The organism is Streptomyces yongxingensis (assembly GCF_055597465.1).
In genome coordinates, this window is sequence record NZ_CM145717.1 from 7,536,950 (window position 1) to 7,561,483 (window position 24,534).

The following is a 24,534-nucleotide window of genomic DNA, read 5'->3' on the forward strand; positions in this document are numbered from 1 at the left end:
GCCCTACTTGAGCTGCGACGCGGTGTAGTAACCCTGGTCCACCAGCACCTGGGTGTTGGACTTGTCGATGCTGACCGGGTTGAGCAGATAGGTCGGCACGACCTTCTTGCCGTTGTCGTACGACTTGGTGTCGTTGACCGGCGCCTTGCCGCCGGTCAGCTCCGCCTTGGCTATCCGCACGGTCGCCTTCGCCAGCTTGCGCAGGTCCTTGTAGATGGTCTGGGTCTGCTGGCCCCGGATGATGGACTTCACGGAGGCCAGCTCCGCGTCCTGCCCGGTCACCACCGGGAACGGCTTGGCCTTCGTGCCGTAGCCGGCGCTCTTGAGCGCCGAGAGGATGCCGATGGACATGCCGTCGTACGGCGAGAGGACGGCGTCGACGTCCTCGGTGCTGTACGACTTGTTGAGCAGGTCCTCCATGCGGTCCTGCGCCGCGCTTCCGCTCCACTTCTCGGTGTAGAGCTGGTTGAGGCTCTTCTGCTTGGAGCGGACGACCAGCTCGCCCTTGTCCATGTACGGCTTGAGCACGCTCATGGCGCCCTTGTAGAAGTACCCGGTGTTGTTGTCGTCCGACGAGCCGGCGAACAGCTCGATGTTGAACGGGCCCTTGCGGCCCTTGGCCAGCCCCAGCTTGTCGACGATGTACTGGCCCTGGAGCCTGCCGACCTTCTCGTTGTCGAAGGTCGCGTAGTAGTCGACGTTCGGCGTGCCCAGCAGCAGCCGGTCGTAGGAGATCACCGGAATGTTGGCGTCATGGGCCTGCTTCAGGACGTCGTTGAGCGCCCCGCCGTTGATCGGCGCGATCACCAGCAGCCGGTGGCCCTTGGTGATCATGTTTTCGAGCTGGGCCACCTGGGTGCGGACGTCGTCCTCGCCGAACTGCAAGTCCGTCTTGTAGCCCGCCGCCTGGAACTGCTTGGCCACGTTGCGGCCGTCGGTGATCCACCGCTCGGAGGACTTCGTCGGCATCGCGATGCCGATCGTGCCCCCCTTTTCCTTGCTCTTGTACCGGCTGCCGCCGACCGCCTCCTGGCCACAGGCCGTGGCGGTCAGCGAGAGCGCGAGGAGGCCGGCGCCTATCGCCGCGGCTCGTGCTCCTCTTACCGTGCGCATGGTGTTGGGGTCCTTCCCTGGGGCGTCGTTGCTTCAGGAACTGGGGTGGTCCGCGTCGGCGGTGAAACGCCGCAGCGGACCCGGCAGCCGGGAGCCGAGCGGGGACATCCCGCCGTCCGCGCCCAGCCGGGTGAGCAGGTCGAGCACGAGCCGCCCGCGGCGCACCCGCTCGCGGGCGCTGCCCAGCGCCACGTCCCGCAGCTGGGCGCCGTACGGGTAGATCCCCGGGGATTTGCTGAGCCCGAACTTCAGATAGATGGGGGCACCGCGCCGGATCAGCTCCGCCGCGTCATAGATCCGCACATAGCCGCCGAGGTCGTCCGGGGCCTCGACGTAGAAGTCCATCGGGGCGCGGGAGACCCGGCGGATCTCGGTGAGGTGCTCCAGCGTCAGGTCCGACGGGATGTTGATGGAGTCGGCCCCGAGCTGCTCGTACACCGCGAACGAGGCCGGGTTGACCGGGCCGACCAGCGCGGACAGCTTGAAGGTGGTGTCCGCGGGCAGCTCGCCGCGCGCCCGCAGCCGGTTCAGCAGCCACAGCACGCCCTCGTCGGCCACCAGCAGGCACTTCACGCCCAGCGAGACCGCGCGCAGCGCGTCCTCCACACAACCGGCCACCGCGTCATGGCCACGGGCGCGCAGGCCCCCGCCGCCGGAGTCGGAGCGGGTGGCGGCGCCGATGTCCCAGGTGCCGCGGGGGCCGGTGAACAGGCACAGCTCGGCGTTCCGCTCGGCGCAGGACTCCACCATCTCGGTGATCTCGGCATCGGTGAGCATCCAGATGCCGCTGCCCTGGCTGATCCGGTGGATCGGCACATCCAGCCGCCCGGCCTCCTTGAACACGGTGGCCAGCGCCTCCGGGCCCTCGACGGAGGGGATCTCGGTGCGCCAGGTGCCGCCGTCGGGGAAGGTGTGCGCGGAGGCGTCGGCGGGGTCGGGGGCGGGCGCGGCGTGGCCGAGCGAGGCGAGGGCCGCGTCGGCGGGGCGGCGGGGGCCGGAAGAGGCGGGTGAGGCGGCGGTCACGGTGCTCCCTGTGGAGTGATGGCCGGTGGTTCGGCGTCCGGCTGGTGCTGCCCAGGACATCGTTGTCCGGGTGGGGCTGGGGTGATGACTAGAGACGGGCCGGAGGACTGGTGGGATGACTGGAGTCGGGTCCGAAAAGCTGGTGGGACGACCGTAGTTGGGAGCGGGAGGCTTGACACGGCGGGGTTCGGCACAGCGAGGTGTGACACATGCGCTAGTCGAGGCCCTGCGGACGCAGCAGCACCTTTCCGACGGCCGGATCGCCGCTGCCGACCAGCTCGATAGCCGAGGCGAAGTCGGTGAGCGGCAGCTCATGGGTGATCAGCGGCCGCAGGCTCAGCAGCCCCGCGTCGAAGACCCGTACGGCGTGCGACCAGGCGGCGGGCGGGGCCCCGAAGACGGTCTGCACCTCGATCTGGCGGACCACCAGATCGGTGGGGTCAAGACCCTCCGCGCCCGCCGCCGGGATGCCGGTGAGCACCAGCCGGCCGCCCCGGCGCAGCAGGGAGGCGGAGGTACGGGCGGCGGAGGCCGATCCGGCGGTCTCGATCACCACGTCATAGCCCGAGAGCTGGTCGGACAGCTGGTCCCGGGTGCGGAACTCGGTGCCGCCGAAGGACAGCGACAACTGCTCCCGGTCCGGGCGGGTGCCCACCACCAGCAGCCGCGCGGGGGAGACGGCGGCGAGGAACTGCACGGCGATCATGCCGAGCGTGCCGGTGCCGACCACCGCGACCCGCTCACCGGGCTGGGCCCGGGCCTTGAGCGCGGCGGCGGCGATGCACGCGGCGGGCTCCAGCAGGGCGGCCGCGCCCAGGTCGGCGTCGTCGGACAGCGGGTGCAGCAGCCGGGCCGGCAGGGCCAGGGTGTCGGCCATCGCCCCGGGCTGGGTGAAGCCCGTCTCCTCGTACCCGGCCGTGCACAAGGTGGTGTCCCCGGCGTGACAGCGGTCGCACACCTGGCAGTTGCGGAATCCCTCGCCGACGACCTTACGGCCGACGAGCGCCTCCGGGACGCCCGCGCCGACCGCCTCGACCGTCCCGGACCACTCATGGCCGGGGGTGACGGGGTAGCGGACGTACCCCTCGGGCCGGTTGCCCTGGTACAGCTCGCGGTCGCTGCCGCAGATCCCGGAGGCGTGCACCCGCACCCGCGCGTCACCGGGGCCGGGCGCGGCCTGCTCGGTGGCGGTGCCGGTCTCGACGAGACGGAACGCGCCGGGGGCGTCGAGGACGAGCGCGGTCACTGCCGTCCGCCCTTCGGGTCCCGCTTCTCCCAGCCCTCGGCCCACAGGTCGAAGTGGGCCTGCTGCTGGGGGAATTCGGCCGCCGCGTCGGTGTCCAGCTCCACGCCGAGACCGGGCTCGTGGGAGAGCTGGAAGTAGCCGTCCACGACCTGCGGGGCGCCCTTGACCACCTTCTTGATCTCCGCGTCGGCGAAGTCGTTGAAGTGCTCCAGGATCTTGAAGTTCGGGGTGCAGCCGGCGACCTGCAGCGACGCGGCGGTCAGCACCGAGCCGCCCACGTTGTGCGGGGCGATCAGCACGTAGTGGGTCTCGGCCGTGGCGGCCAGCTTGCGCGTCTCGCCGATGCCGCCGATGTGGCCGACGTCGGGCTGGATGATGTCGGCGGCCTGCGACTCGAACAGCTCGCGGAACTCGATCCGGTCGTGGATGCGCTCGCCCGTGGCGATCGGCAGCCGCGTCTTCTCCGCGACCTTCGCGAGCGCCTTGAGGTTCTCCGGCGGCACCGGCTCCTCCAGCCACGACGGGTGGAACCGCTCCAGCTCGCCCGCGATCCTCACGGCCGTCGCCGGGCTGAACCGCCCGTGCATCTCCACCAGCAGCTCGGTCTCCGGCCCGATCGCGTCCCGTACGGCCTCCACGAGGGAGAGCGAGTGCAGGGTCTCGGCGTGGTCCAGCTCGAAGTGGCCGGTGCCGAACGGGTCCAGCTTCAGCGCCCGGTAGCCGCGCTCGACCACCGTGGAGGCCGCCTTGTGGAACGCCTCGGGCGTGCGCTCCACGGTGTACCAGCCGTTGGCGTACGCCTTGACCCGGTCCGTCACCTTTCCGCCGAGCAGCTGCCAGACGGGCACCCCGAGCGCCTTGCCCTTGATGTCCCAGCAGGCCATCTCCACACAGGCGATCCCGGACATCACGATCTCGCCCGCCCGGCCGTAGTCGCCGTACTTCATCCGCCGGACCAGGTCCTCCACCGCGAACGGGTCCGACCCCGCGAGATGATTGGTCTCGGCCTCACGCAGATAGCCCAGCAGCGCATCGGTCCGCCCCAGCATGCGGGTCTCGCCGACGCCGGTGATCCCCTCGTCCGTATGGACCTGCACATAGGTGAGGTTGCGCCAGGGGGTGCCGACGACATGCGTACTGATACCGGTGATGCGCACAGCAATCGACCCTTCGCGATGTTCGATATTTCGTCACTCGTTCGAAATCTTGACGTGACGGTAGTAAGGGCCCGTCAAGGGTGTCAATGGTTGTGCGTCGAATGACGTTCGAACGTGACAACCCATCATGACCGATCAAGAACCATCATGACCGATCATCTCGCCGGGCAACATGCTTGCCGGAATGTTCGTTGCAGGCACTGTGGAGCGGGGCTCAGCCCCCGGTGTGCGAGAGCAAACGGGCCGGGGTGACCTCTTGTACATGGAGGACGGCATCGCACCAGTCCGCGAGTGATAGGCGTCCAGCGCGGTGCCTCCCAGGATCGCGTCAGCGAACTCCGCGGGCGGCCGGTAGCCTCGGACATGAACCGAGGTTGAGGTCAGGCCAAGGGGCGACGGCGGCTACGCACCGCTTCGCTGCGCCTTCACCAGGACCTCGCCCGCCGCCGTCCGGTCGTACAGCACCGATCGCCCCGCCCGGCGCCTGCGGACCAGGCGGGCCTCGCGCAGGACGCGCAGATGGCGGCCGATCGAGCCGAGGGACTGGCCGGTGAGGGCCACCAGGTGGGTGGTGCTCTTCGGGGTGTCGAGGAGGAGCAGGACGCTCGCGCGGACCGGGCCGAGGAGGCGGGCGAGGGGGTCGGCGGCCGGTCGCGGATCGGGCGCGGCGAGGGCCCCGGCGCAGGGGTAGATCACGGCGTAGCGGTGCGGCGCGTCCCAGGAGACCCATCCGGTGACGGGGGTGACGGGGACGAAGAGCAACTGGGCGCCGTGGACCGCGCGGGGCGGGTTGTCGTGGGCGTTGATCTGGAGCCGGCTGCCGCCCAGCCATCGCATCCCCGGCCGCATGCCGTCCAGGACGGCCGCCCAGCCGCCCTGGCTCACCTGGCCGGTGCGCGCCACCACATCGGCCTCGATGATCCGGCGGCGGCGCGGCCACGTGGGCCGTACGGCTTCCGCCCACACCCACTCCAGCAGCTCCGCGAGCCGCCCCGGCAGATCGTCGCGGCGCAGCGCGGGCGGGAGCGGGGTGCGGCCCAGGGAGACCGTAAGGTCGGAGCGCGCGGCGGCGGGGTCCGTCGTACGGATCCGGGCCAGCTCCTCCTCGAAGCACGGCTCGCCCTCGCCGGGCGGCGCCTGGGTGAGGAAGTCCGCGAGCCAGGTCCGGCCCAGCGCGGCCCGGACGAGCAGCGCGGTCACCGGGTCGTCGGCCAACCGCGCCCGGTAGGCGGGCAGATGGTTCTCGAGCCAGGCCCGCTCGCCCGGGTGCGCGGCGCTCGCCCGCTCCAGGGTGATCAGGGCCGCGGTGGTCTCGGCCAGGGCGGAGAGGACGAACCGGCCGCCCGCGAGCGTATCCGCGTCCACCAGCCACAGCCCCATCCGGCCACCCCCGCCGCCACCCCGTCCTCGCGCGTCGTTTCGCGTCCGCGCGAAACATTAACGCCACCGCGCGGCGATTCCCGAGCCTGAGGGCCATGCGCACCTTTTCGGAAGTGTTCCGGGTCCCGGAGTTCACCCCGCTGTTCCTGGTCTCCGCCGCGCAGGTGGCCGCCTCGACGGCGAGCGGACTGGCCCTCGGCACCCTGGTCTACGCGGCGACCGGCTCACCGCTGCTCTCCGCGCTCAGCATGTTCGGCCCCTCGCTCGCCCAGATGGCGGGCGCGCTGGCGCTGCTGTCGGCGGCCGACCGGCTGCCGCCGCGCGCCGCGCTGTCCGGGCTGTCGGCGCTCTTCGCCCTGGGGACCGCCGCGTTGGCCCTCCCCGGGCTGCCCGTGGCGGCCGTCCTCGCCATCGTGTTCGGGCTGGGCGCGGCGGCCTCCCTCGGCGGCGCCGTCCGCTACGGGCTGCTCACCGAGATCCTGCCCAAGGACGGCTATCTGCTGGGCCGTTCGGTGCTCAACATGTCGGGCGGCACCATGCAGATCGGCGGATACGCGGCCGGTGGCCTCCTCGTGACCGCCCTCTCGGCGCGCGGCACCCTGCTCACCGCCGCCGCGCTGTACGCCCTGGCCGGGGCCACCGCCCGGTTCGGCCTGAGCGGACGTCCGGCGCGGGCCGGAGGGCGGCCCTCGGTCGCCGAGACCTGGCGCGTCAACGCGCGGCTGTGGTCCTCCGCGCCCCGCCGCCACGTCTATTACGCGCTCTGGGTGCCCAACGGGCTGATCGTCGGCTGTGAGTCCCTCTTCGTGCCCTACGCGCCCCGGCACGCCGGGCTGCTCTTCGCCGTCGGCTCCCTCGGCATGCTGATGGGGGACCTCCTCACCGGACGGCTGCTGCCGCCGCACCGGCGGGAGCGGTTCGCGGCGCCCCTGCGGCTGCTGCTCGCCGCGCCGTATCTGGTCTTCGCCCTGCACCCGCCGCTGCCGCTCGCGCTGGCCGCCGTCGCCCTCGCCTCGATCGGCTTCTCGGCCACGCTGGCGCTCCAGCAGCGGCTGATGGCCCTGACGCCGGACGAGATGAGCGGCCAGGCCCTGGGGCTGCACTCCTCCGGCATGCTCACCATGCAGGGCGTGTCCGCCGCCCTCGCGGGCGCGCTGGCCCAGCCCACCTCACCGGCGGTGGCGATGGCCACGCTGGCGGCGGTCTCGGTGGCCGTCACCCTGGCCCTGGCCCCGGGGCTGCGGGGCGATCCCAGGGCGCGTCGGCCTCGAGCGGCCCCGTCGGAGGGGACGGCCGCGGAGGCGGCCCGGGAGGGGTGAGCACGGTAAGGGCGGGGCGGGCGCTGTGGGGGCGTGGGTGAGCACCGTAAGGGTGTGGGTGAGCACCGTAAGGGCGTCACGGGGTCAACCCGGCGCCGCGCGGCCACCCGTTGGGCGGTGCCGGACACGCCGCACGGGGGTGAGGTTCCCCCGGACGGGTTCGAGCGCCCGGTAGCTGTACGGGCAAGTGAACTCCCCCCAGGAGGTATGTACGTCCATGCGCAACCGCCGCCGCGCCCTCGGCGCCCTCATCGTTCTTCTCATGGCGGCACCGGCCGCCCACGCCGCGCCCGCCGGGCACGGCGGGTATGACCGGCCGCGTCTGCCCCTGCCCTGGACCGACGATCTGACCATCGACCGCACCGGGGACGTCACCCGGGACGGGTCCGTCACGCTGTACGGCAGCTACCGATGCGTCCGGGAAGGGATGGAGTACACGCGGGCGAGCGTGCTCGTCACCCTCACCCAGGGCCGGGAGCGGCACGGCCTCGGCGGCTATACCGCGATCTGCGACGGACAGCGGCACCGCTGGCTGATCGACGCGGTGGACGTGGGGCGGTACGAACCGGGACCGGCGGACGCCGAGGCCACGCTGCTGACGTTCGACACCGGCGGCTCCTTCGTGCCCATGCCGAGGAGCACGGTCGGGGTCGAGCGAGAGGTCAGGCTGGTGGGCGGCGACGACTGAGCCACCGCCACGGGACGGCGCGCACCGGCCGTCACCCCTCGGCCGCTTCGTCTCCCTGCCCCAGCAGGGAGACGAAGGCCCGGAAGAGGGCGGGCATGTCCACCGCGTCCCGGTCGTGCAGCCACTGGAACTGGAGCCCGTCCATCACCGCCACCAGCAGCGGCGCGGCGGCCTCCGGGGTGAGCCCGCCGGGGAGCCGGTCGCCGAACTCGCCGCGCAGGATGGCCGCCATGTCGGCGCGCACCTTGTCATAGCGCTGGGTGAAGAAGCCGCGCGCGGGGTGGTCGTCGGTGACGCTCTCGCCGAGGAGCGCGGAGAAGGTCTGGACGATGCCGGGGCGCATCGCGTTGTACTCCACCAGCGAGGCGAGCAGGTCCAGCGGCCATACGTGCCCTCCGTCGTGGCGCGCGGAGCCGGTGTCCCACTGGTCGCGCTCCTCGAGCACGGCGATGAGCAGGGAGTCCTTGGTGGGGAAGTAGTGGAGCAGCCCCTGTTGGGTGAGGCCCACCCGCTCGGCGACCGCGCCGAGGGTCGCGCCCCGGTAGCCGCGCTCGGCGATCACTTCGAGCGCGCGGCGGACGATCTCCGCCCGTCGTTCCTCACCACGTCTGGTACCGCGCTCGGTCGTCCTCTCCATGCTCGTACCGTAGAGCATGTTTGATAACGAGTCGATAACGGTACCTACCTGGCGACAGGTTCCCGGGTCCACGATGGCCCCGGACGAGGACCGGACGGGACCAGCACCGGGAGGGGCGAGCGATGGCGGACGCGATCGGCGAGGGCGGCGAGGGCGGCGGCGGGGGTGCGGCCGAGGCCGTGGAGAAGGCCCTCGGCCTGCTGGATCTGGACACCAAGGCGCGGCTGCTGTCCGGGCAGGACATGTGGAGCCTGCCCGCCGTACCGGCGATCGGGCTGCGCTCCCTGGTGATGTCCGACGGCCCGATCGGCGTCCGCGGCGTCCACTGGACCGCCGACGACCCCTCCATCGCCCTGCCCAGCCCCACCGCGCTCGCCGCCACCTGGGACCCGGAGCTCGCCCGGCGGGCTGGGCGGCTGCTCGCGCAGGAGGCGCGGCGCAAGGGCGTCCATGTGCTGCTCGCGCCGACGGTCAATCTGCACCGCTCCCCGCTGGGCGGCCGCCACTTCGAGGCGTACAGCGAGGATCCGTATCTCACCGGCGAGATCGGCACCGGCTATGTGACGGGTGTGCAGGACGGCGGAGTGGGCACCACCGTCAAGCACTTCGTGGCCAACGACGCCGAGACCGAGCGCTTCACCGTCGACAACGCGATCGGTGCGCGGGCGCTGCGCGAGCTGTATCTCGCGCCCTTCGAAGCCATCGTCAAGAACGCCCGCCCCTGGGGCGTCATGGCCGCCTACAACGGGGTCAACGGCTCGACCATGACCGAGCACCGCGAGCTCCAGCAGGGGGTGCTGCGCGGTGAGTGGGGCTTCGACGGCTTCATCGTCTCCGACTGGATGGCGGCCCGTGACACCGTGCGGGGGCTCAAGGGCGGGCTGGATGTCGCGATGCCCGGCCCGCGGACCGTCTACGGCGAGGCGCTGGCGGCCGCGGTGCGCGACGGCCGGGTGAGCGAGGCGGAGCTGGACGAGGCGGTGCGGCGGCTGCTCACCCTGGCCGCCCGGGTCGGCGTCCTGGACGGCGCGGCCCCGGCCGTCGCCCCCGCCGACCGGCCCGGCCCGATCGACGGGGACGCGCTGGCCCGCGAGATCGCCCGGCGGTCCTTCGTGCTGCTGCGGAACGAGGGCGCGGGCGGGCGGGAAGCGGTGCTGCCCCTCGACCCCGGCACCCCCGGCGGGGTGCGGTCGCTGGCCCTGATCGGCGCCGCGGCGCGCGACGCCCGGGTGCTGGGCGGCGGCTCGGCGGTGGTCTTCCCCGACCATGTGGTCTCACCGCTCGACGGGCTGCGGGCCGCCCTCCCGCCGGGCGTCCGGCTCAGCTACGCCGTGGGCGCCGACCCCACCGATGAACTCGCCCCCGCCGCCCAGGGGTTCGCGCTGCGCGCCGTGGTCCGGGCCGCCGACGGGCGGGTGCTCGGGGAGTCCCGGCTGGCCAGTGGGCAGGTGCAGTGGATCGGCGACTTCCCCGACGGGGTGAGCTTCGAGGAACTGCACACCGTCGAGACCGTCGGCACCTTCACCCCGCGCGAGAGCGGCGCCCACTCCTTCGGCACCAGGGGGCTGGGCGGCCTCCGGCTGGCCGTGGACGGCACGGTGCTCTTCGAGGGGGAGGAGCACCCGCAGGACGTCGGCGACCCCTTCGAGGCATTCATGGGCTCGCCCGTGCCCCGGGGCCAGGTGGAGCTCACGGCGGGCGAACCGGTGGAGGTCAGCCTCACCTGCGCGGTGGCCCGCCCCGAGGACGCCCTCCTCGACGCCGTCTGCTTCAGCCTGCTGCACCGGGCCCCGGAGCGGGACGCCGAGGAGCTGATCCAGGAGGCCGTCACCGCGGCCTCGGCGGCCGAGGCGGCCGTGGTGGTGGTCGCCACCACCGAGCGGGTCGAGAGCGAGGGGTTCGACCGCGGGCATCTGCGGCTGCCGGGCCGCCAGGACGAGCTGGTGCGCCGGGTCGCCGCCACCGGCACCCCCACCGTGGTGGTGGTCAACGCGGGCTCACCGGTCGAGATGGACTGGCGGGACGAGGTCGCGGCCGTGCTGCTGAGCTGGTTCCCGGGCCAGGAGGCCGGGGCCGCGCTCGCCGACGTCCTGCTGGGCGCGGAGGAGCCCGGCGGCCGCCTGCCCACGACCTGGCCCCGGCGGCTCGAGGACGCCCCGGTCAGCACGGTCACGCCGACCGAGGGCCGACTGGTCTACGACGAGGGCGTGTTCATCGGCTACCGCGCGTGGGAGCGGCGGGAGGGGACCGCTCCGGCGTACTGGTTCGGGCACGGCCTCGGCTACACGGACTGGGCGTACGAGGCGATGGACGTCACCCCCGCGGAGGGCGACGGCGAGGCGCTGGGCACGGTGACCGTGCGGGTCCGCAATACGGGGGCCAGGGCGGGCCGTGAGGTCGTGCAGCTCTACCTCACCGTGCCCGAGGACGACGGGGAGGAGCGGCCGGTGCGCCGCCTCGCGGGCTTCGCGCCGGTGCACGCGGCCCCGGGGGAGACGGCCGAGGCGACCATCCCCCTGCCCCGCCGGGCAGCGGAGATCTGGGACGAGACAAAGGGCGCCTGGCGCCTGATCCCGGGCATCTACGCGGCAGAAGCAGGCCGCAGCGTGGCCGACGGCCGCCTGTCGGTCGCGGTGCCCGTGCAGCCGAGAGCCTGAGCCGCCCAACGCACGCCACCCCTGCGGCCCGGGGATCGTGGCGCCTGCGGTGGGCCCACGCGGCGGAGCCGCATATCGATGCTGCCCCCTCCCCGCCCCTTCCCGAACCCGGGGCCGCGCCCCAGACCCCGGGGGGACCGGGCTGCGCCCCCTCGCCCGGCCCGGAGGGGCGCCCCGCGCCCGGCTCGGGGTCAGGGCGCGGAAGCGGTAATGCGGCGGTAGGCCATCTCGGCCAGTTGCGCCTGGCCCGCCTTGCTGGGGTGGAACCAGTCCCATTTGCTCAGCTCATGCGTGGTGAAGCGGTATTCGTGCACCGCCGGGTCGTACCGGCACAGCACATCCCGCCCGCACACGTCCTTCAGCACCTTGTTGTACTCGGTCACCCGGTCCGCCACCCGCTGTCGGCGATCGTTGGAGGCCGCGTCCAGGTCCTGGGAGTCCTTCAGCATCGACGGGCAGATGCCCAGCTTCCAGATCTGCCGGCCGAAGACGTTCTTCCGCCCCTCGGACCACAGCCGCTTCAGATCCGGCACGCTGGCCACATACACCTGGGTCTTCGGCAGATCACGGCGCAGCCGGGTGAGCGCCGAGGTGAAGGTGGTGCGGAACTGCTCGGTGGAGGTCATGTCGTCCACCGAGTCCCGGCACGCGTCATTGGCGCCGATCATCACGGTGATCAGCTTCGGCTTGCGGGCCGCGGCCGCCTCGATCTGGCCGGGGAGGTCGGCCACGACCGCGCCGGTCTTGGCGAAGTTCCAGGCGTGAGTGCCCGCGCCGGCGGTGGCGGAGGGCAGCAGCCGCTGGGCGAGGCTCTTCACATCGGTGCCGGTGGACCATGACACCTCGGGGCAGTCGGAGAGCACCGAACAGGCGTCGAAGCCTCGGGTGATGGAGTCGCCCAGGGAGGCGATCGAGGTCGGCCGGGTGTTCCAGACGATGGCCCGCTTGGCGCCGGGAGTCTTCCCCGCGCGGGTCGGCCCGTGCCGGGAGGGGTCGTCCGAGCTGCCGAAACAGCCCGCGGAGCTCAGTACGGCGGCGGTGGTGAACAGCACCACGCCGGTGCGCCCGGCGGAGCGCGAAAGAGCGCGCCCAGCGGTGCGCCCGGCGGTGGGCGAGGACGGGCGCACGATCGTACGCGTGGTCGAGGAAGCGGCCGCCGATCGCTTCCGGCGTGTCGCGCTGACCCGCATGGCTGTTCCCCCTCCGGCTGTTGGGTGATATCTATCCGGACCGACGGTACGTCACTCCTCCGGCTGGATCGCACGGTACGTTTTTCTTGTGCCAGATGAGCGCCGTCCCCGCGACATGGCGCGCTATGCGGTACCAGCACATTACGCCCCGTCACATCCTGTCCACTTTCTAGAGAATTCTGCACGATAAATTTCACTGAAGGTGACGTCGAGGCTGGTGTGGGAGTGATCACTAGGGCAGAATGTGATCCGATGTCCCGGGCGGGACCGGTACGGGCGCGAGGCCGCTGGGGAAGGCGCACCTCGAACCGCACAGGAGGCACCGGTGACGACCCGTGGAGTTCTGTATGTGCACTCCGCTCCGCGCGCGCTGTGCCCGCACGTCGAATGGGCCATCGCGGGCGTCCTCGGCGTGCGTGTCACTCTCGACTGGATCAAGCAGCCGGCGGCGAACGGCACCTGGCGTGCCGAGTTCTCCTGGCAGGGCGAGGTCGGCACGGCCTCCAAACTGGCCTCCGCGCTCCGCGGCTGGCATCTGCTGCGCTTCGAGGTGACGGCCGAGCCCTGCGCCACCGCCGAGGGCGAGCGCTACAGCTCCACCCCCGAGCTCGGCATCTTCCACGCCGTCACCGGCATGCACGGCGACATCCTGATCCCCGAGGACCGGCTGCGCGCCGCCCTCGCCCGCTCCGCCCGCGGCGAGAGCGACCTCGAGGCGGAGATCGCCAAGCTGCTCGGCAAGCCCTGGGACGACGAGCTGGAGCCGTTCCGCTACGCGGGTGAGGGCGCCCCGGTCCGCTGGCTGCACCAGGTCGTCTGAGCGCCTGACGCGCCGCCGTCCCTTTGGCCGGGAGCCCGCTTCGGGTTTTAGCGTGGCGGAATGACCGAACAACACCCGGCAACGTCCGTCGCGGTCCTCGGCACCGGCATCATGGGCTCCGGAATGGCCCGCAACCTCGCCCGCTCCGGGCTCGAGGTCCGTGCGTGGAACCGCACCCGATCCAAGGCCGAGCCGCTCAGCGAGGACGGCGTACGCGTCACCGACACCCCGGCCGAGGCCGTGGACGGCGCCGATGTCGTCCTGACCATCCTCTACGACGGCGCCGTGACGCTCGAGACGATGCGGCAGGCCGCCCCCGCGCTGCGCCCCGGCACCGTGTGGGCCCAGGCCACCACGGCGGGTCTTGAGGCGCTGGAATCGCTCGCCGCGTTCGCCCGCGAGAAGGACCTCGTCCTCATCGACTCGCCCGTGCTCGGCACCAGGCAGCCCGCGGAGAGCGGGCAACTGCTGGTGCTGGCCGCCGGGCCCAACCCCGTCCGCCCGGTCGTCTGGCCGGTCTTCGACGCCATCGGCAGCCGTACGGTGTGGGTCGGCGACAGCGCGGAGGGGGCCGCCGCCACCCGGCTCAAGCTGGTGCTCAACAGCTGGGTCCTCAACGTCACCCACGCCACCGCCGAGGCGGCCGCCCTCGCCAAGGGGCTGGGCGTGGACTGGCAGGGCTTCCTGGACGCGGTCGAGGGCGGCCCGCTGGACAACGGCTATATGCGGGTCAAGTCGGCCCAGGTGCTCCGGGGCGACCTCGAGCCCAGCTTCGCCACCAAGACCGCCGAGAAGGACGCCCGGCTGATCGTGCAGGCCGGGGAGCGCGCCGGAGTGCGGCTGGACCTGGCGGCCGCGGGCGCGGAGCGGTTCCGCCGCGCGATCGAGGCGGGACACGGCGACGAGGACATGGTGGCCTCGTACTTCGCCAGCTTCGACGGCGAAGCCCCCTGACGCCCTGACGCCCTGACGCGGAAGCGGCCCGCCCCCGGCCGGAGCCGGGGGCGGGCCGCACCCGCGTATCGCCGCGTCAGACTCTCGACGCCGCGTATCGCCGCGTCAGACTCCCCTCGGCGTCAGACCGAGCGGAAGGCCAGCACCACATTGTGGCCGCCGAAGCCGAACGAGTCGTTCAGCGCCACGATCGGGCCCTCGGCCGGCAGCGCCCGCGCCTCGCCGGTCACGACGTCCGCGTCCGCCTCCGGGTCCAGCGAGCCGATGTTGATCGTCGGCGGGGCCAGCCGGTGGTACAGCGCGAGCACGCTGGCCACCGTCTCCACACCGCCCGCGCCACCGAGCAGATGGCCCGTCATGGACTTGGTGGCGGAGACCGCCATGTGGTCCACGTCGTCGCCGAACACCTTGCGCAGCGCCTTGACCTCCGCCAGGTCGCCCTGCGGCGTCGAGGTCGCGTGCGCGTTGACGTGCGCGATCTCGGCACCGCTGATGCCGGTGTTCTCCACCAGGTTCTGCAGCGCGTTCCCGATGCCGTTGCCGGACGGCTCCGGCTGGGTGATGTGGTGGGCGTCGGCCGAGATGCCCTGGCCGATGGCCTGCGCGTACACCCGGGCGCCGCGTGCCGCGGCGTGCTCCGCCGACTCCAGGACGATGGCGCCCGAGCCCTCGCCCATCACGAAGCCGTTGCGGTCGACGTCGAACGGGCGCGAGGCGCCCTGCGGGTCGTCGTTGCTCTTGGACATCGCCATCATGTTGCCGAAGGCGACCATGGGCAGCGGGTGGATGGACGCCTCGGTGCCGCCCGCGACGACCACATCGGCGCGGCCGGTGCGGATCATCTCGATGGCGTAGCCGATGGCCTCGGCACCGGAGGCGCACGCGCTCACCGGGGTGTGCGCGCCCGCGCGGGCGTTGAGGTCGATGCTGACGTTCGCCGCCGGGCTGTTGGGCATCAGCATCGGCACGGTGTGCGGGGAGACCTTGCGGACGCCCTTCTCGCGCAGCACGTCGTACTGGTCGAGCAGGGTGGTGACCCCGCCGATACCGGAGGCCACGACCGCGCCGAGCCGGTCGGGGTCGATCGAGGAGTCCTCGCCCGCCTTGGCGGTGAAGCCCGCGTCCGCCCATGCCTCACGAGCCGCGAGCAGCGCGAACTGCGCGGACCGGTCGAGCTTGCGGGCCTGCGGACGCGGAATGACCGTGCCTGGCTCCACCGCGATCTTCGCGGCGATGCGGACCGGCAACTCGGCCGCCCATTCCTCCTCCAGGAGGCGGACGCCGGACCGGCCGGAAAGCAGGGCCTCCCAGGTCGACGGGGCGTCGCCACCCAGCGGCGTCGTGGCACCAACACCGGTGACGACCACGGTGCGATTGGTCGAGTTCACAGGAATTCCTACTCCACGTGTAGAAGGTGCTGGACCTGCCACCGCACGGGTGGCGACGACCGGCCTTGATACGGGCTCAGCCCTGGTGCTTGAGGATGTAGTCGACGGCGTCGCCGACGGTCTTGAGGTTCTTGACGTCGTCGTCCGGGATCTTCACGTCGAAGCGCTCCTCGGCGGCGACGACCACCTCGACCATGGACAGCGAGTCGACGTCCAGGTCGTCGGTGAAGGACTTGTCCAGCAGGACGTCCTCGGTCGGGATACCGGCGATCTCGTTGACGATCTCGGCGAGACCCTCGAGGATCTCTTCCTGAGTGGCGGCCATTGCGGCGCTCCTTCTTCGGTGTGTTGCGGTGGTGGCGCAGCGTCCGACTTCTACGGGGCTGCGTGGATATGGACTATGGAGCCTAAGGGAGGGTAACGACCGTCGCTGCGTAGACGAGACCCGCTCCGAATCCGATGACGAGCGCGGTGTCGCCGCTCTTCGCCTGCCCCGTCGCCAACAGCCGCTCCATGGCGAGCGGAATGGAGGCGGCCGAGGTGTTGCCGGTGGTCTCCACGTCACGGGCGACCGTGACGTGCTCCGGCAGCTTGAGGGTTTTGATCATCGAGTCGATGATCCGCATATTGGCCTGGTGGGGGATGAACGCGTCGAGCTCATCCGCGCTGACCCCGGCCTCGTCCAGGGCCTGCTGGGCGACCTTCGCCATCTCGTAGACGGCCCAGCGGAAGACGGCCTGGCCCTCCTGGCGCAGCGCCGGGTAGCGCACGTCGGCGGCGTCCTGCCGGCGGTAGACGTCCCAGGGCAGCGTCTGGGTGATGGTGTCGGACTTGTCGCCCTCCGAGCCCCAGACGGTCGGGCCGATCGCGGGCTCCTTGGAGGGGCCGACCACCACGGCGCCGGCGCCGTCGCCGAACAGGAAGGCCGTCGCCCGGTCCTCCAGATCGGTCAGGTCCGAAAGCCGCTCGACCCCGATGACCAGCACATGCTCCGCGGTGCCGTCGGTGATCAGGCCCTTGGCGAGGGTCAGCCCGTAGCCGAAGCCCGCGCAGCCCGCCGAGATGTCGAACGCGGCCGGCTTGCCGGCGCCCAGCAGATGCGCGATCTCGGTGGCGACCGCCGGGGTCTGCTTCAGGTGCGAGACCGTGGAGACGATCACGGCGCCGATCTGCTCCGGCGTCAGGCCGGCGTCGGCGATGGCCTTGCCTCCGGCCTCCACGGACATGGCGGCGACCGTCTCGTCCGGACCGGCCCAGTGCCGGGTGGCGATGCCGGAGCGGGAGCGGATCCACTCGTCGGAGGAGTCGATGTGCTTGAGGATCTCCTCGTTCGGCACCACCTGGGTCGGACGGTAGCCACCGACGCCGAGAATGCGCGCGTACGGGGCGCCCTTACTGGGCTTGATCTTCGCGGTCATGCTTCTCGGAGCTCCTCTTCGGCCGGGGTGTCGACGGGAACGGCGTGCTCCTCGATCAGCGCACGGGCCGCGTCGAGATCGTCCGGAGTCTTCAGCGCCACATTGGTGACGCCCGGCAGCGCGCGCTTGGCGATGCCGGTGAGCGTGCCGCCCGGGGCCACCTCGATCAGCGCGGTGACGCCCAGCTTCTGGAAGGTCTCCATGCACAGATCCCAGCGCACCGGGTTGGACACCTGGGCGACCATCCGCTCGATCACCTCGGTCCCGGACGCCACGACCCCGCCGTCCCGGTTGGAGACGTATCGGGTGCGCGGATCGGCCACCGGGACGCCCGCGACCAGGGCCTCGAGGGCGGCGACCGCCGGGGCCATGTGGTCGGTGTGGAACGCGCCGGCCACCTTGAGCGGTACGACGCGGCGCACCCCCTCCGGCTTGTCCTCGGCCAGCGCCGCCAGTTGCTCGGCGGTGCCCGCCGCCACGATCTGCCCGGCGCCGTTGACGTTCGCCGGGGTCAGTCCGTGCTTGTCGAGGTGGGCGACGACAGTGTCCTGCTCACCACCCAGTATGGCGGCCATTCCGGTCTCGGTGCGGCTCGCGGCCTCCGCCATGGCGAGTCCGCGGCGGCGGACCAGCACCATGGCCGCCTCGTCGGTGAGCACACCGGAGGCCACGGCCGCGGTGATCTCGCCGACGCTGTGGCCCGCGACCGCGCCGATACGGTTCGGCAGCTCCGCGAGACCGGTCGCGCCCTCGACGCCCTCGCCGAACAGCGCGTGGGCGGCGACCAGACCGGCGGCCACCAGCAGCGGCTGGGCCACCGCGGTGTCGCGGATCTCCTCCTCGTCGGCCTTGGTGCCGTAGTGGATGAGGTCCAGGCCGGAGACGGCCGACCACCAGGTCAGACGTTCGGTGACGCCGGGGAGGTCGAGCCAGGGGGTCAGGAAGCCGGGCTTCTGAGCGCCCTGGCCGGGAGCGACGAGTACGAGCACTCTCACACTCTCTCTTGTGGACGGTCCGACTCGCCCGTGAGGACAAGGACGAAGAACCGTCAGGGGAATTGTGGGGGTCCAACAAACGGTCAGGGCAATATGTTCGCGTCGGCGAGACGTCCCAGGATCAGGGCTATGCGCAGAGTAAACGCCGACCGGACGTCGGAAGGTGACCATCCGGTGACGTCCGTCACACGTCGTAGCCGGTAGCGGACGGTGTTCGGGTGAACGAAGAGCATCCGGGCCGCACCCTCCAGACTGCTCGCCTGTTCGAGGTACACACTCAGTGTCTCGAGCAGCGCCGAACCGGCTTCCTCCAACGGTCTGTAGATCTCCTCCACCAACTGCTCACGGGCAGCCGGATCCCCGGCCATCGCGCGCTCGGGCAGCAGATCGTCGGCGAGCACCGGACGGGGCGCGTCCGGCCAGGCGGTGCACGCCTTCAGCCCGGCCGCCGCCGCCCCCGCCGAGCGGGTCGCGGCCAGCAGGTCGGAGACCACCGGACCGGCCACCACCGGCCCCGGGGCATACGGCCCGATCAGCGCCTTCGCCGCCTGGAGCGGATTGTCCGAGCCGCCCGCGACCACCACCAGACGGTCGCCCAGCACCCCGGTGAGCACCTGCAGCTTGGCATGGCGGGCGGCCCGCCGGATCGCCTCGACGGTCAGCTCGCTGTCCCCGTCCGGGGCGGTACCCAGCACCACGCACACATGTTCGGGCGAGTTCCAGCCCAGGGCGGCGGCGCGGGACAGCGCCCCCTCGTCCGCCTCGCCGGACAGCACCGCGTTGACCACCAGCGACTCCAGCCGGGCGTCCCAGGCGCCGCGCGCCTCGGCGGCCTGCGCGTACACCTGGGCGGTGGCGAAGGCGATCTCCCGCGCGTACACCAGCAGCGCCTCGCGCAGCACCGACTCATCACCCGGGGCCGCCACGTCGTCGATCGCCGACTCCATGACCTCGATGGTCGTGCGGACCATCTCCACGGTCTGCCGCAGGGTGATCGCCCGGGTCAGCTCGCGCGGGGCGGTGCCGAACACATCGGTGCTGATCGCCTGGGGTGCCTCGGGGTGGCGAAACCATTCGGTGAAGGCCGCGATGCCCGCCTGCGCCACCAGCCCGATCCAGGAGCGGTTCTCGGGCGGCATCGCCCGGTACCACGGCAGCTGCTCGTCCATGCGCGCGATGGCGTTGGCGGCGAGCTTCCCGGAGGACTTCTCCAGGCGGCGCAGGGTGGCACTGTGCGGATGCGGGGTGTTCGAGGCTGGTTCAGGCACGAGGACAAGACTGCCTTATCGGGTGGTGAGCGCTGGGGGCGGGAGGCTACGCGGGGGTAGGGACGGGGCGGGGGCGGACGGTCCGGGGCGCACTACCGTGGACCGGGTGATGTGGATACAGCGGTCCGGTGCACGGTATCCGGGCGGGGAGGGCGCGGGCATCGAGACGCGCCACGCCTTTTCCTTCTCTGGGCACTACGACCCCGGCAATGTGCGGTTCGGGTCCCTCGTGGCCTGCAACGAGGAACGGCTCGCCCCCGGCGCCGGCTTCGCCGAACACCCGCACCGCGATATGGAGATCGTCACCTGGGTCGTCGAGGGCGAGCTGACCCACGAGGACTCCACCGGCGCGCGGACCGCCGTGCGCCCCGGCGACGTCCAGCGGCTCAGCGCCGGAAGCGGAGTGCGTCACACCGAGCGCAACGCGGGTGCGGAACCCCTCACCTTCGTCCAGATGTGGCTGATGCCGGGCCCGGGTGCCGCCACGGACCCGGCGTACGAGGTGGTGCGCGGCATCGCCGACGGCACCCCGTACGCGCTGGAGCGCACCGAGGCGGTGCTGCATGTGCGGCGGCTGGTGGACGGTGAGCGCACCGCGCTGCCGGACGCGCCGTGGGTGTACGCGCACGCGGTGCGCGGCGCGGTGCGGATCGGCGGGGAGACCCTCACGCCCGGCGACGCGGCCCGGATCTCCGCCGAGGAGGGTCTTGAGGCGCGCGCCGAGGGCCCGGCCGAGCTGCTGATCTGGGAGATGCACGCGGAGCCGGGCTACAGCTGAGGGTGTTGAGGGGCTACGGGGCGTCCGGCTCCGCCGCGTGGCAGGGGCTTCGCCCCTGGACCCCGGGGGGCTGGGGTGGAGCCCCAGTTGAGGGAAGGGGCGGGGAGGGGAGCAGCCCGCCGCAGGCGCCACGATCCGTTGGAGACCCCTGGCTCAGCTCTGCCCCAACTCGGCCAGGACCGCGTCGGTGAACCCGGGCCAGACCTCGATCGCCCACGGGCCGAAGGCCCGGTCGGTCAGGGCCACACAGGCGGCGCCCGCGTCCGGGTCCACCCACAGGAACGTCCCGGACTGGCCGAAATGCCCGAAGGTGCGGGGCGAGGACGAGGCGCCGGTCCAGTGCGGCGACTTGCCGTCGCGTATCTCGAAGCCGAGCCCCCAGTCGTTGGGCCGCTGATGTCCGTAGCCGGGCAGCACACCGGTGAGACCCGGGTGGACCACGGAGGCGGCCCCGGCCAGCGTCTCGGCCGCCAGCAGCCGCGGGGCCTGCAGCTCCGCCGCGAAGCGCACCAGGTCGTCCACGGTCGAGACGCCGTCCTTGGCGGGCGAGCCGGGCAGGTCGGTGGCGACCATGCCGAGCGGCTGCAGCACCGCCTGGCGCAGATACTCCGGGAACGGGATGTCCGTGGCCTTGGCGATGTGGTCGCCCAGCACCTCGAACCCGGCGTTGGAGTAGAGCCGGCGGTTGCCGGGCGCGGCGACCGAGCGGTGCTCGTCGAAGGCGAGCCCGGAGGTGTGCGCCAGCAGATGGCGCACCGTGGAGCCCTCGGGTCCCGCCGGTTCGTCCAGCTCCACCGCGCCCTCCTCGACGGCGACCAGCGCGGCGTAGGCGGCGAGCGGCTTGGTGACCGAGGCGAGGGGGAAGCGATGGCCGGTCGGGCCGTACGATCCGGCCAGGGTGCCGTCCGCGCGCACGACGGCGGCCGCCGCCGTCGGAACCGGCCAGTTCTCGATCATCCGCAGGCTCTCCATGCCCATGAGCCTACGGGGTGCCCGGCGGGGCCCCGCGGCGGAGCCGCATATCGACGCTTCCCCCTCCCCGCCCCTTCTCGCAACCAGGGGCTCCGCCCCTGGACCCCGGGGCGACGGGCCGACCGTCGCCCCGATCGGCTCGCCGACCGGGGGCCGACCGCGACGCCTGCGACGCGGCGGTCGAGCGGCGGCTGGCCGGTGAGCCCGGGTCCAGGGCGGCCGCAGGGCGGGCGCTGTTCGCGGCGATTGGCTGGCCGGGGTCTGGGGCGAAGCCCCAGTTTCGGGAAGGGGCGGGGAGGGGAGCAGCCCGCCGCAGGCGCCAAGGTTCCCCCAAATCTCCGCTTGCTTGGAGTGCACTCGAACTCAATAGCGTTGAAGACGTCGACGAGGTGTGCGGATCCGCGACCCGCGAGAGGTGAATCGGCATGACCGTGATGGAGAGCGCCCCGGTGACGGCGCGGAAGAACTGCGCGGGGAGGAGCGGCCACCCCCGGCCCACCGGGCAGGACCGGTACTCGATCAGTGAGGTCGTCGCCCACACCGGGCTGACGGCCCACACCCTGCGCTGGTACGAGCGGATCGGGCTGATGCCCCATGTGGACCGTACGCACACCGGCCAGCGCCGCTTCACCAACCGCGACCTGGACTGGCTCGACCTCGTCGGCAAGCTGCGGCTGACCGGGATGCCGGTCGCGGACATGGTCCGCTACGCCGAGCTGGTGCGGGAGGGCGAGCACACCTTCGCCGAGCGCGAGGAGCTGCTGACCACGCACCGCGAGAACGTGCGGGAGCGGATCGCCGAGCTCCAGAGCACGCTCGAAGTCCTCGACTTCAAGATCGATGTCTACGCTGACGCCCGGAGGGCGTCGGAGAGGTTTGACCCCGTATGAGCGACAGCACCAACGAGACCATCGCGACCGTCGGCCTGGGGACCGGCGGACCCGAGGTCGGCGTTCAGGGCCTGGGCTGCATGGGCATGAGCTGGGCCTACGGACCGACCCACGACGAGGCGGAGGCGCGGGCCACGCTGGAACGGGCCCTGGAGCTGGGCGTCACGCTCTTCGACACCGCCGATGTCTACGGCTTCGGACGGAACGAGGAATTCATCTCCCCCTTCGTCCGGGCCAACCGGGACCGGATCACCCTGGCCACCAAGTTCGCCATCGAGCGCGACGAGAGCGACCCGTTCGGCCGCCAGCGGATCCGCAACGACCGCCCGTACATCCGCCAGGCCATCGAGGGCAGCCTGCGCCGCCTCGGGGTCGGCCACATCGACCTGTACTACATGCACCGGCGCAACCCCGAGGTGCCGCTGGAGGAGAGCGTCGGCGCCATGGCCGAGCTGGTGGCCGAGGGGAAGGTCAAGCACCTCGGACTGAGCGAGGTCACGGCGAACGAGCTGCGCGCGGCGCACGCGGTGCACCCCATCGCGGCGGTGCAGTCGGAGTGGTCGCTGTTCAGCCGCGACATCGAGGAGAGCGTGGTCGGGGCCGCCCGCGAGCTGGGCGTCGCCCTGGTCCCGTACTCGCCGCTCGGCCGCGGCTTTCTCACCGGCTCCTTCGTCCAGGCGGAGCGGGAGCTGGGCGAGGGCGACTTCCGCCGCCTTCAGCCCCGCTTCACCGGCGACAACGCGGCCGCCAACGCCGCGCTGCTGGAGCCGCTGCGGAAGATCGCCGAGGCGCGCGGGGCCACGCTCGCCCAGATCGCGCTGGCCTGGGTGCAGCAGCAGGCCCAGGTGCACGGGCTCGCCGTGGTGCCGATCCCCGGCACTCGCACCCGCGCCCGGATCGAGCAGAACACCGGCGCGACCCGGATCGAGCTGAGCGCGGACGAGCTGGCCGCGCTGGAGCCGATCGCGGGCCAGGTGGCGGGCGCCCGCTACGCCGACATGAGCGCGACGAGCGCGGGCCGCGAATAGCCTGCGGCGCCGGGCCGCAGTGGGGGAGACCGCCGGTGCGCGGTGCCGTCGGGCGCCAGGCGCGACCGGTCGGACGCGCCGGGCGGCCGGGGCGTGGCGGGCGGCCGCCGTGTTGATGGCGTGCGTCGGGCCGTAGCGCGGGGCGCCGGGGCTCGCCGGGTGGCCGATGGCACCCGGCACCACCAGATGCCGGGCCGGACGCGGCACCACCAGATGCCGGGCCTGACGGCGGTCAGATGAGGTCTTGGCGGCAGTCCGGCCCCGTGCCCGGACCGCCGCCGTCCTCCTCCGCGCACCGCACGTCGTCGAAGTCCCCCAGCGCGATCCGCGAGAAGTTGCGCAGCGAATCCGTCCCCGGCGCGAAGTACCCGGTGTGCCCGTGGGCGCTTTCGGAGGAGACCACCCGGGCGCCGAAGGACGGATCGGTCGGGTCGTCGCCGTGGCCCAGGCCCAGGAAGTCATAGCCGGTCACCCGCCGGATCCAGTCGGTGCGGTCCCGCGCCGCCCAGACCCGGGCCCCGGTGCGCAGGCCCTCGGCGCTGTCCGCGCGCATCCCCGGGCTGCCCAGCACCACCAGGTCGGAGACGCGGGCGCGGTCCATCGCGGAGGCGGCGAGACCGCAGACCACCGAGCCGTAGCTGTGGCAGAAGACGGCGGGCGGGGCGTCGGCGGTGGCCGCGGTGGTCACGGCGAGCCCGGCCAGAAACCGGTCCAGCCGGGGCGCGCCCGCCTTGGCCAGCCGGCTGGTGGCGGCGTCCGGGCCCAGCCCGACCGGGGTCGTATAGCCGACCCAGGCGATGACGGCGGTCGGCGTCGTGGGCGCGTCCTCGGCCATCTGCGCCCGCAGCGACCGGGCCATTCCGGCCGGGGCGCCGTACGGGTCGCCCGTGCGGTCGAAGTCGTCCAGGTCGATGTCCGAACCCGGCACGATCACGGCCGTGCGCCGGGCCGCCGCCAAGTCCCCGTACACCTCCGCCACCTGGCCGCGCCCGCGCGGATCGAAGGCGAGGATCTGGCGGCCGGGCTTCAGCAGCGCCGCGTACCGCTCGGCGAGCGGGCTCTTCGGATCGGCCTTCCGCTCCTTGTGCCAGGCGGCCCGGATCGCCCGGGCGTTGGCCTCGTACCGCAGGCTCAGCGGTGCCCCGTCCAGATTGCCCACCACCTCCGGGTGCCGGATGACCAGCGCCTTCCGCTGGACCTCGGTGAGCCGGTCGAAGAACCGGGCGATCCCGGCGGGCGAGGTGGTGGCCGGATCGGGCAGCTCGCGCCCGGCCCCGCCCAGCGAATGGTCCGCCAGCCATGCGGCGGTCCCCGGCGGCGGCCCGGTGATGGCCTGCTCCTCGTGGGCCACCGTCCAGCCGGCCGTCCCCGCCATGACGGTGATGGTGAGCGCCGCGGTGATCAGGCGTCGTGCGTAGTGCCTGGTGCGTAGCGTCTGGGACATGGCGGCGTCTTTCCCTCGTCCGTCGGTGGTTCCGTCGGTGGTTTCACCGGCGGTCCCATCGGTGGTTCCGGCGGTGGCGGAGGGAAAGGTAGAGAGGTGTCGGGTGGCGGTACGTCACCCCCCGGTGCCAAGTGGGATGTCATACCCCAGTAGGGGGTGGCCGCCCGGC

The 24,534-nt window shown here is 72.5% G+C and carries 22 protein-coding genes; 8 read left to right on the forward strand and 14 right to left on the reverse strand.

Annotated elements, in window-relative coordinates; all coding sequences use genetic code 11:
- Nucleotides 1-3: 3 nt before the first annotated feature.
- The 5 genes from chvE to ACZ6TD_RS32130 form a co-directional block, all read right to left on the reverse strand.
- Nucleotides 4-1,113 carry a multiple monosaccharide ABC transporter substrate-binding protein gene (gene chvE, locus ACZ6TD_RS32110; protein WP_471343724.1) on the reverse strand — a complete coding sequence of 370 codons (1,110 nt, stop codon included), beginning with the start codon at nt 1,111-1,113 and terminating at the stop codon, nt 4-6.
- A gap of 33 nt (nt 1,114-1,146) precedes the next feature.
- Nucleotides 1,147-2,136, reverse strand: a complete 990-nt coding sequence (locus tag ACZ6TD_RS32115) for a hypothetical protein (protein ID WP_471343725.1) — start codon at nt 2,134-2,136, stop codon at nt 1,147-1,149.
- A 214-nt stretch (nt 2,137-2,350) separates the two neighbouring features.
- Nucleotides 2,351-3,382: a zinc-dependent alcohol dehydrogenase gene (locus ACZ6TD_RS32120; RefSeq protein ID WP_471343726.1), complete on the reverse strand. Its 1,032-nt coding sequence runs from the start codon at nt 3,380-3,382 to the stop codon at nt 2,351-2,353.
- Complete coding sequence (locus ACZ6TD_RS32125; RefSeq protein ID WP_201855533.1) at nt 3,379-4,539, reverse strand: mandelate racemase/muconate lactonizing enzyme family protein; 1,161 nt, start codon at nt 4,537-4,539, stop codon at nt 3,379-3,381. Before ACZ6TD_RS32125 ends, ACZ6TD_RS32120 begins: the two co-directional genes overlap by 4 nt.
- A gap of 402 nt (nt 4,540-4,941) precedes the next feature.
- Nucleotides 4,942-5,919 (reverse strand): ArsR family transcriptional regulator, encoded by a 978-nt coding sequence (locus tag ACZ6TD_RS32130; RefSeq protein WP_471343728.1) that lies wholly within the window; start codon nt 5,917-5,919, stop codon nt 4,942-4,944.
- A 95-nt stretch (nt 5,920-6,014) separates the two neighbouring features.
- Here ACZ6TD_RS32130 and ACZ6TD_RS32135 point away from each other — a divergent pair, with 95 nt between their 5' ends.
- Nucleotides 6,015-7,238: an MFS transporter gene (locus tag ACZ6TD_RS32135; protein ID WP_471343730.1), complete on the forward strand. Its 1,224-nt coding sequence runs from the start codon at nt 6,015-6,017 to the stop codon at nt 7,236-7,238.
- Between the two features lie 217 nt (nt 7,239-7,455).
- Nucleotides 7,456-7,926 (forward strand): DUF6299 family protein, encoded by a 471-nt coding sequence (locus ACZ6TD_RS32140; RefSeq protein ID WP_471343731.1) that lies wholly within the window; start codon nt 7,456-7,458, stop codon nt 7,924-7,926.
- A gap of 31 nt (nt 7,927-7,957) precedes the next feature.
- Here ACZ6TD_RS32140 and ACZ6TD_RS32145 read toward each other — a convergent pair whose 3' ends face one another.
- The gene (locus tag ACZ6TD_RS32145; RefSeq protein ID WP_471343732.1) at nt 7,958-8,563 is read right to left on the reverse strand and encodes a TetR/AcrR family transcriptional regulator; all 606 of its coding nucleotides are present in this window, start codon (nt 8,561-8,563) and stop codon (nt 7,958-7,960) included.
- A gap of 122 nt (nt 8,564-8,685) precedes the next feature.
- Here ACZ6TD_RS32145 and ACZ6TD_RS32150 point away from each other — a divergent pair, with 122 nt between their 5' ends.
- Nucleotides 8,686-11,220, forward strand: a complete 2,535-nt coding sequence (locus ACZ6TD_RS32150; RefSeq protein WP_471343733.1) for a glycoside hydrolase family 3 protein — start codon at nt 8,686-8,688, stop codon at nt 11,218-11,220.
- A gap of 191 nt (nt 11,221-11,411) precedes the next feature.
- On the opposite strand, the gene ACZ6TD_RS32155 is transcribed toward ACZ6TD_RS32150, so the two are convergent.
- Complete coding sequence (locus ACZ6TD_RS32155; protein WP_471343735.1) at nt 11,412-12,410, reverse strand: SGNH/GDSL hydrolase family protein; 999 nt, start codon at nt 12,408-12,410, stop codon at nt 11,412-11,414.
- A 325-nt stretch (nt 12,411-12,735) separates the two neighbouring features.
- Here ACZ6TD_RS32155 and ACZ6TD_RS32160 point away from each other — a divergent pair, with 325 nt between their 5' ends.
- Together ACZ6TD_RS32160 and ACZ6TD_RS32165 are read left to right on the forward strand one after the other, a co-directional pair.
- Complete coding sequence (locus tag ACZ6TD_RS32160) at nt 12,736-13,230, forward strand: DUF3145 domain-containing protein (RefSeq protein WP_044575947.1); 495 nt, start codon at nt 12,736-12,738, stop codon at nt 13,228-13,230.
- 60 nt (nt 13,231-13,290) lie between these two features.
- Complete coding sequence (locus ACZ6TD_RS32165) at nt 13,291-14,184, forward strand: NAD(P)-dependent oxidoreductase (RefSeq protein ID WP_471343738.1); 894 nt, start codon at nt 13,291-13,293, stop codon at nt 14,182-14,184.
- A gap of 122 nt (nt 14,185-14,306) precedes the next feature.
- On the opposite strand, the gene ACZ6TD_RS32170 is transcribed toward ACZ6TD_RS32165, so the two are convergent.
- The 5 genes from ACZ6TD_RS32170 to ACZ6TD_RS32190 all read right to left on the reverse strand — a co-directional run bounded on the left by ACZ6TD_RS32170 (nt 14,307) and on the right by ACZ6TD_RS32190 (nt 19,253).
- Complete coding sequence (locus ACZ6TD_RS32170) at nt 14,307-15,572, reverse strand: beta-ketoacyl-[acyl-carrier-protein] synthase family protein (protein ID WP_471343740.1); 1,266 nt, start codon at nt 15,570-15,572, stop codon at nt 14,307-14,309.
- A 76-nt stretch (nt 15,573-15,648) separates the two neighbouring features.
- A complete protein-coding gene (locus ACZ6TD_RS32175) occupies nt 15,649-15,897 on the reverse strand; it encodes an acyl carrier protein (RefSeq protein ID WP_020871568.1) in 249 nt (82 codons plus the stop codon).
- Between the two features lie 82 nt (nt 15,898-15,979).
- On the reverse strand, nt 15,980-16,990 hold the full coding sequence (locus tag ACZ6TD_RS32180) for a beta-ketoacyl-ACP synthase 3 (RefSeq protein WP_471343741.1): 1,011 nt from the start codon (nt 16,988-16,990) through the stop codon (nt 15,980-15,982).
- Nucleotides 16,987-17,979: an ACP S-malonyltransferase gene (locus ACZ6TD_RS32185; RefSeq protein ID WP_471343742.1), complete on the reverse strand. Its 993-nt coding sequence runs from the start codon at nt 17,977-17,979 to the stop codon at nt 16,987-16,989. Before ACZ6TD_RS32185 ends, ACZ6TD_RS32180 begins: the two co-directional genes overlap by 4 nt.
- Nucleotides 17,980-18,068: 89 nt before the next feature.
- Nucleotides 18,069-19,253: a PucR family transcriptional regulator gene (locus tag ACZ6TD_RS32190; protein ID WP_020871571.1), complete on the reverse strand. Its 1,185-nt coding sequence runs from the start codon at nt 19,251-19,253 to the stop codon at nt 18,069-18,071.
- 109 nt (nt 19,254-19,362) lie between these two features.
- On the opposite strand from ACZ6TD_RS32190, the gene ACZ6TD_RS32195 reads away from it, so the two are divergent.
- Entirely contained in the window at nt 19,363-20,031 is a 669-nt protein-coding gene (locus tag ACZ6TD_RS32195; RefSeq protein ID WP_471358222.1) for a pirin family protein, read from the forward strand.
- 153 nt (nt 20,032-20,184) lie between these two features.
- Here the strand turns inward: ACZ6TD_RS32195 and ACZ6TD_RS32200 are convergent, their stop codons facing one another.
- Nucleotides 20,185-21,003, reverse strand: coding sequence for a serine hydrolase domain-containing protein (locus ACZ6TD_RS32200; RefSeq protein ID WP_471343744.1), 819 nt, complete (start codon nt 21,001-21,003; stop codon nt 20,185-20,187).
- Between the two features lie 425 nt (nt 21,004-21,428).
- Here ACZ6TD_RS32200 and ACZ6TD_RS32205 point away from each other — a divergent pair, with 425 nt between their 5' ends.
- Both ACZ6TD_RS32205 and ACZ6TD_RS32210 read left to right on the forward strand, forming a co-directional pair.
- On the forward strand, nt 21,429-21,893 hold the full coding sequence (locus ACZ6TD_RS32205) for a MerR family transcriptional regulator (protein WP_471343746.1): 465 nt from the start codon (nt 21,429-21,431) through the stop codon (nt 21,891-21,893).
- The gene (locus ACZ6TD_RS32210) at nt 21,890-22,921 is read left to right on the forward strand and encodes an aldo/keto reductase (protein ID WP_471343747.1); all 1,032 of its coding nucleotides are present in this window, start codon (nt 21,890-21,892) and stop codon (nt 22,919-22,921) included. Before ACZ6TD_RS32205 ends, ACZ6TD_RS32210 begins: the two co-directional genes overlap by 4 nt.
- A gap of 232 nt (nt 22,922-23,153) precedes the next feature.
- On the opposite strand, the gene ACZ6TD_RS32215 is transcribed toward ACZ6TD_RS32210, so the two are convergent.
- Nucleotides 23,154-24,365, reverse strand: a complete 1,212-nt coding sequence (locus ACZ6TD_RS32215) for an alpha/beta hydrolase (RefSeq protein ID WP_471343748.1) — start codon at nt 24,363-24,365, stop codon at nt 23,154-23,156.
- Nucleotides 24,366-24,534: the final 169 nt, after the last annotated feature.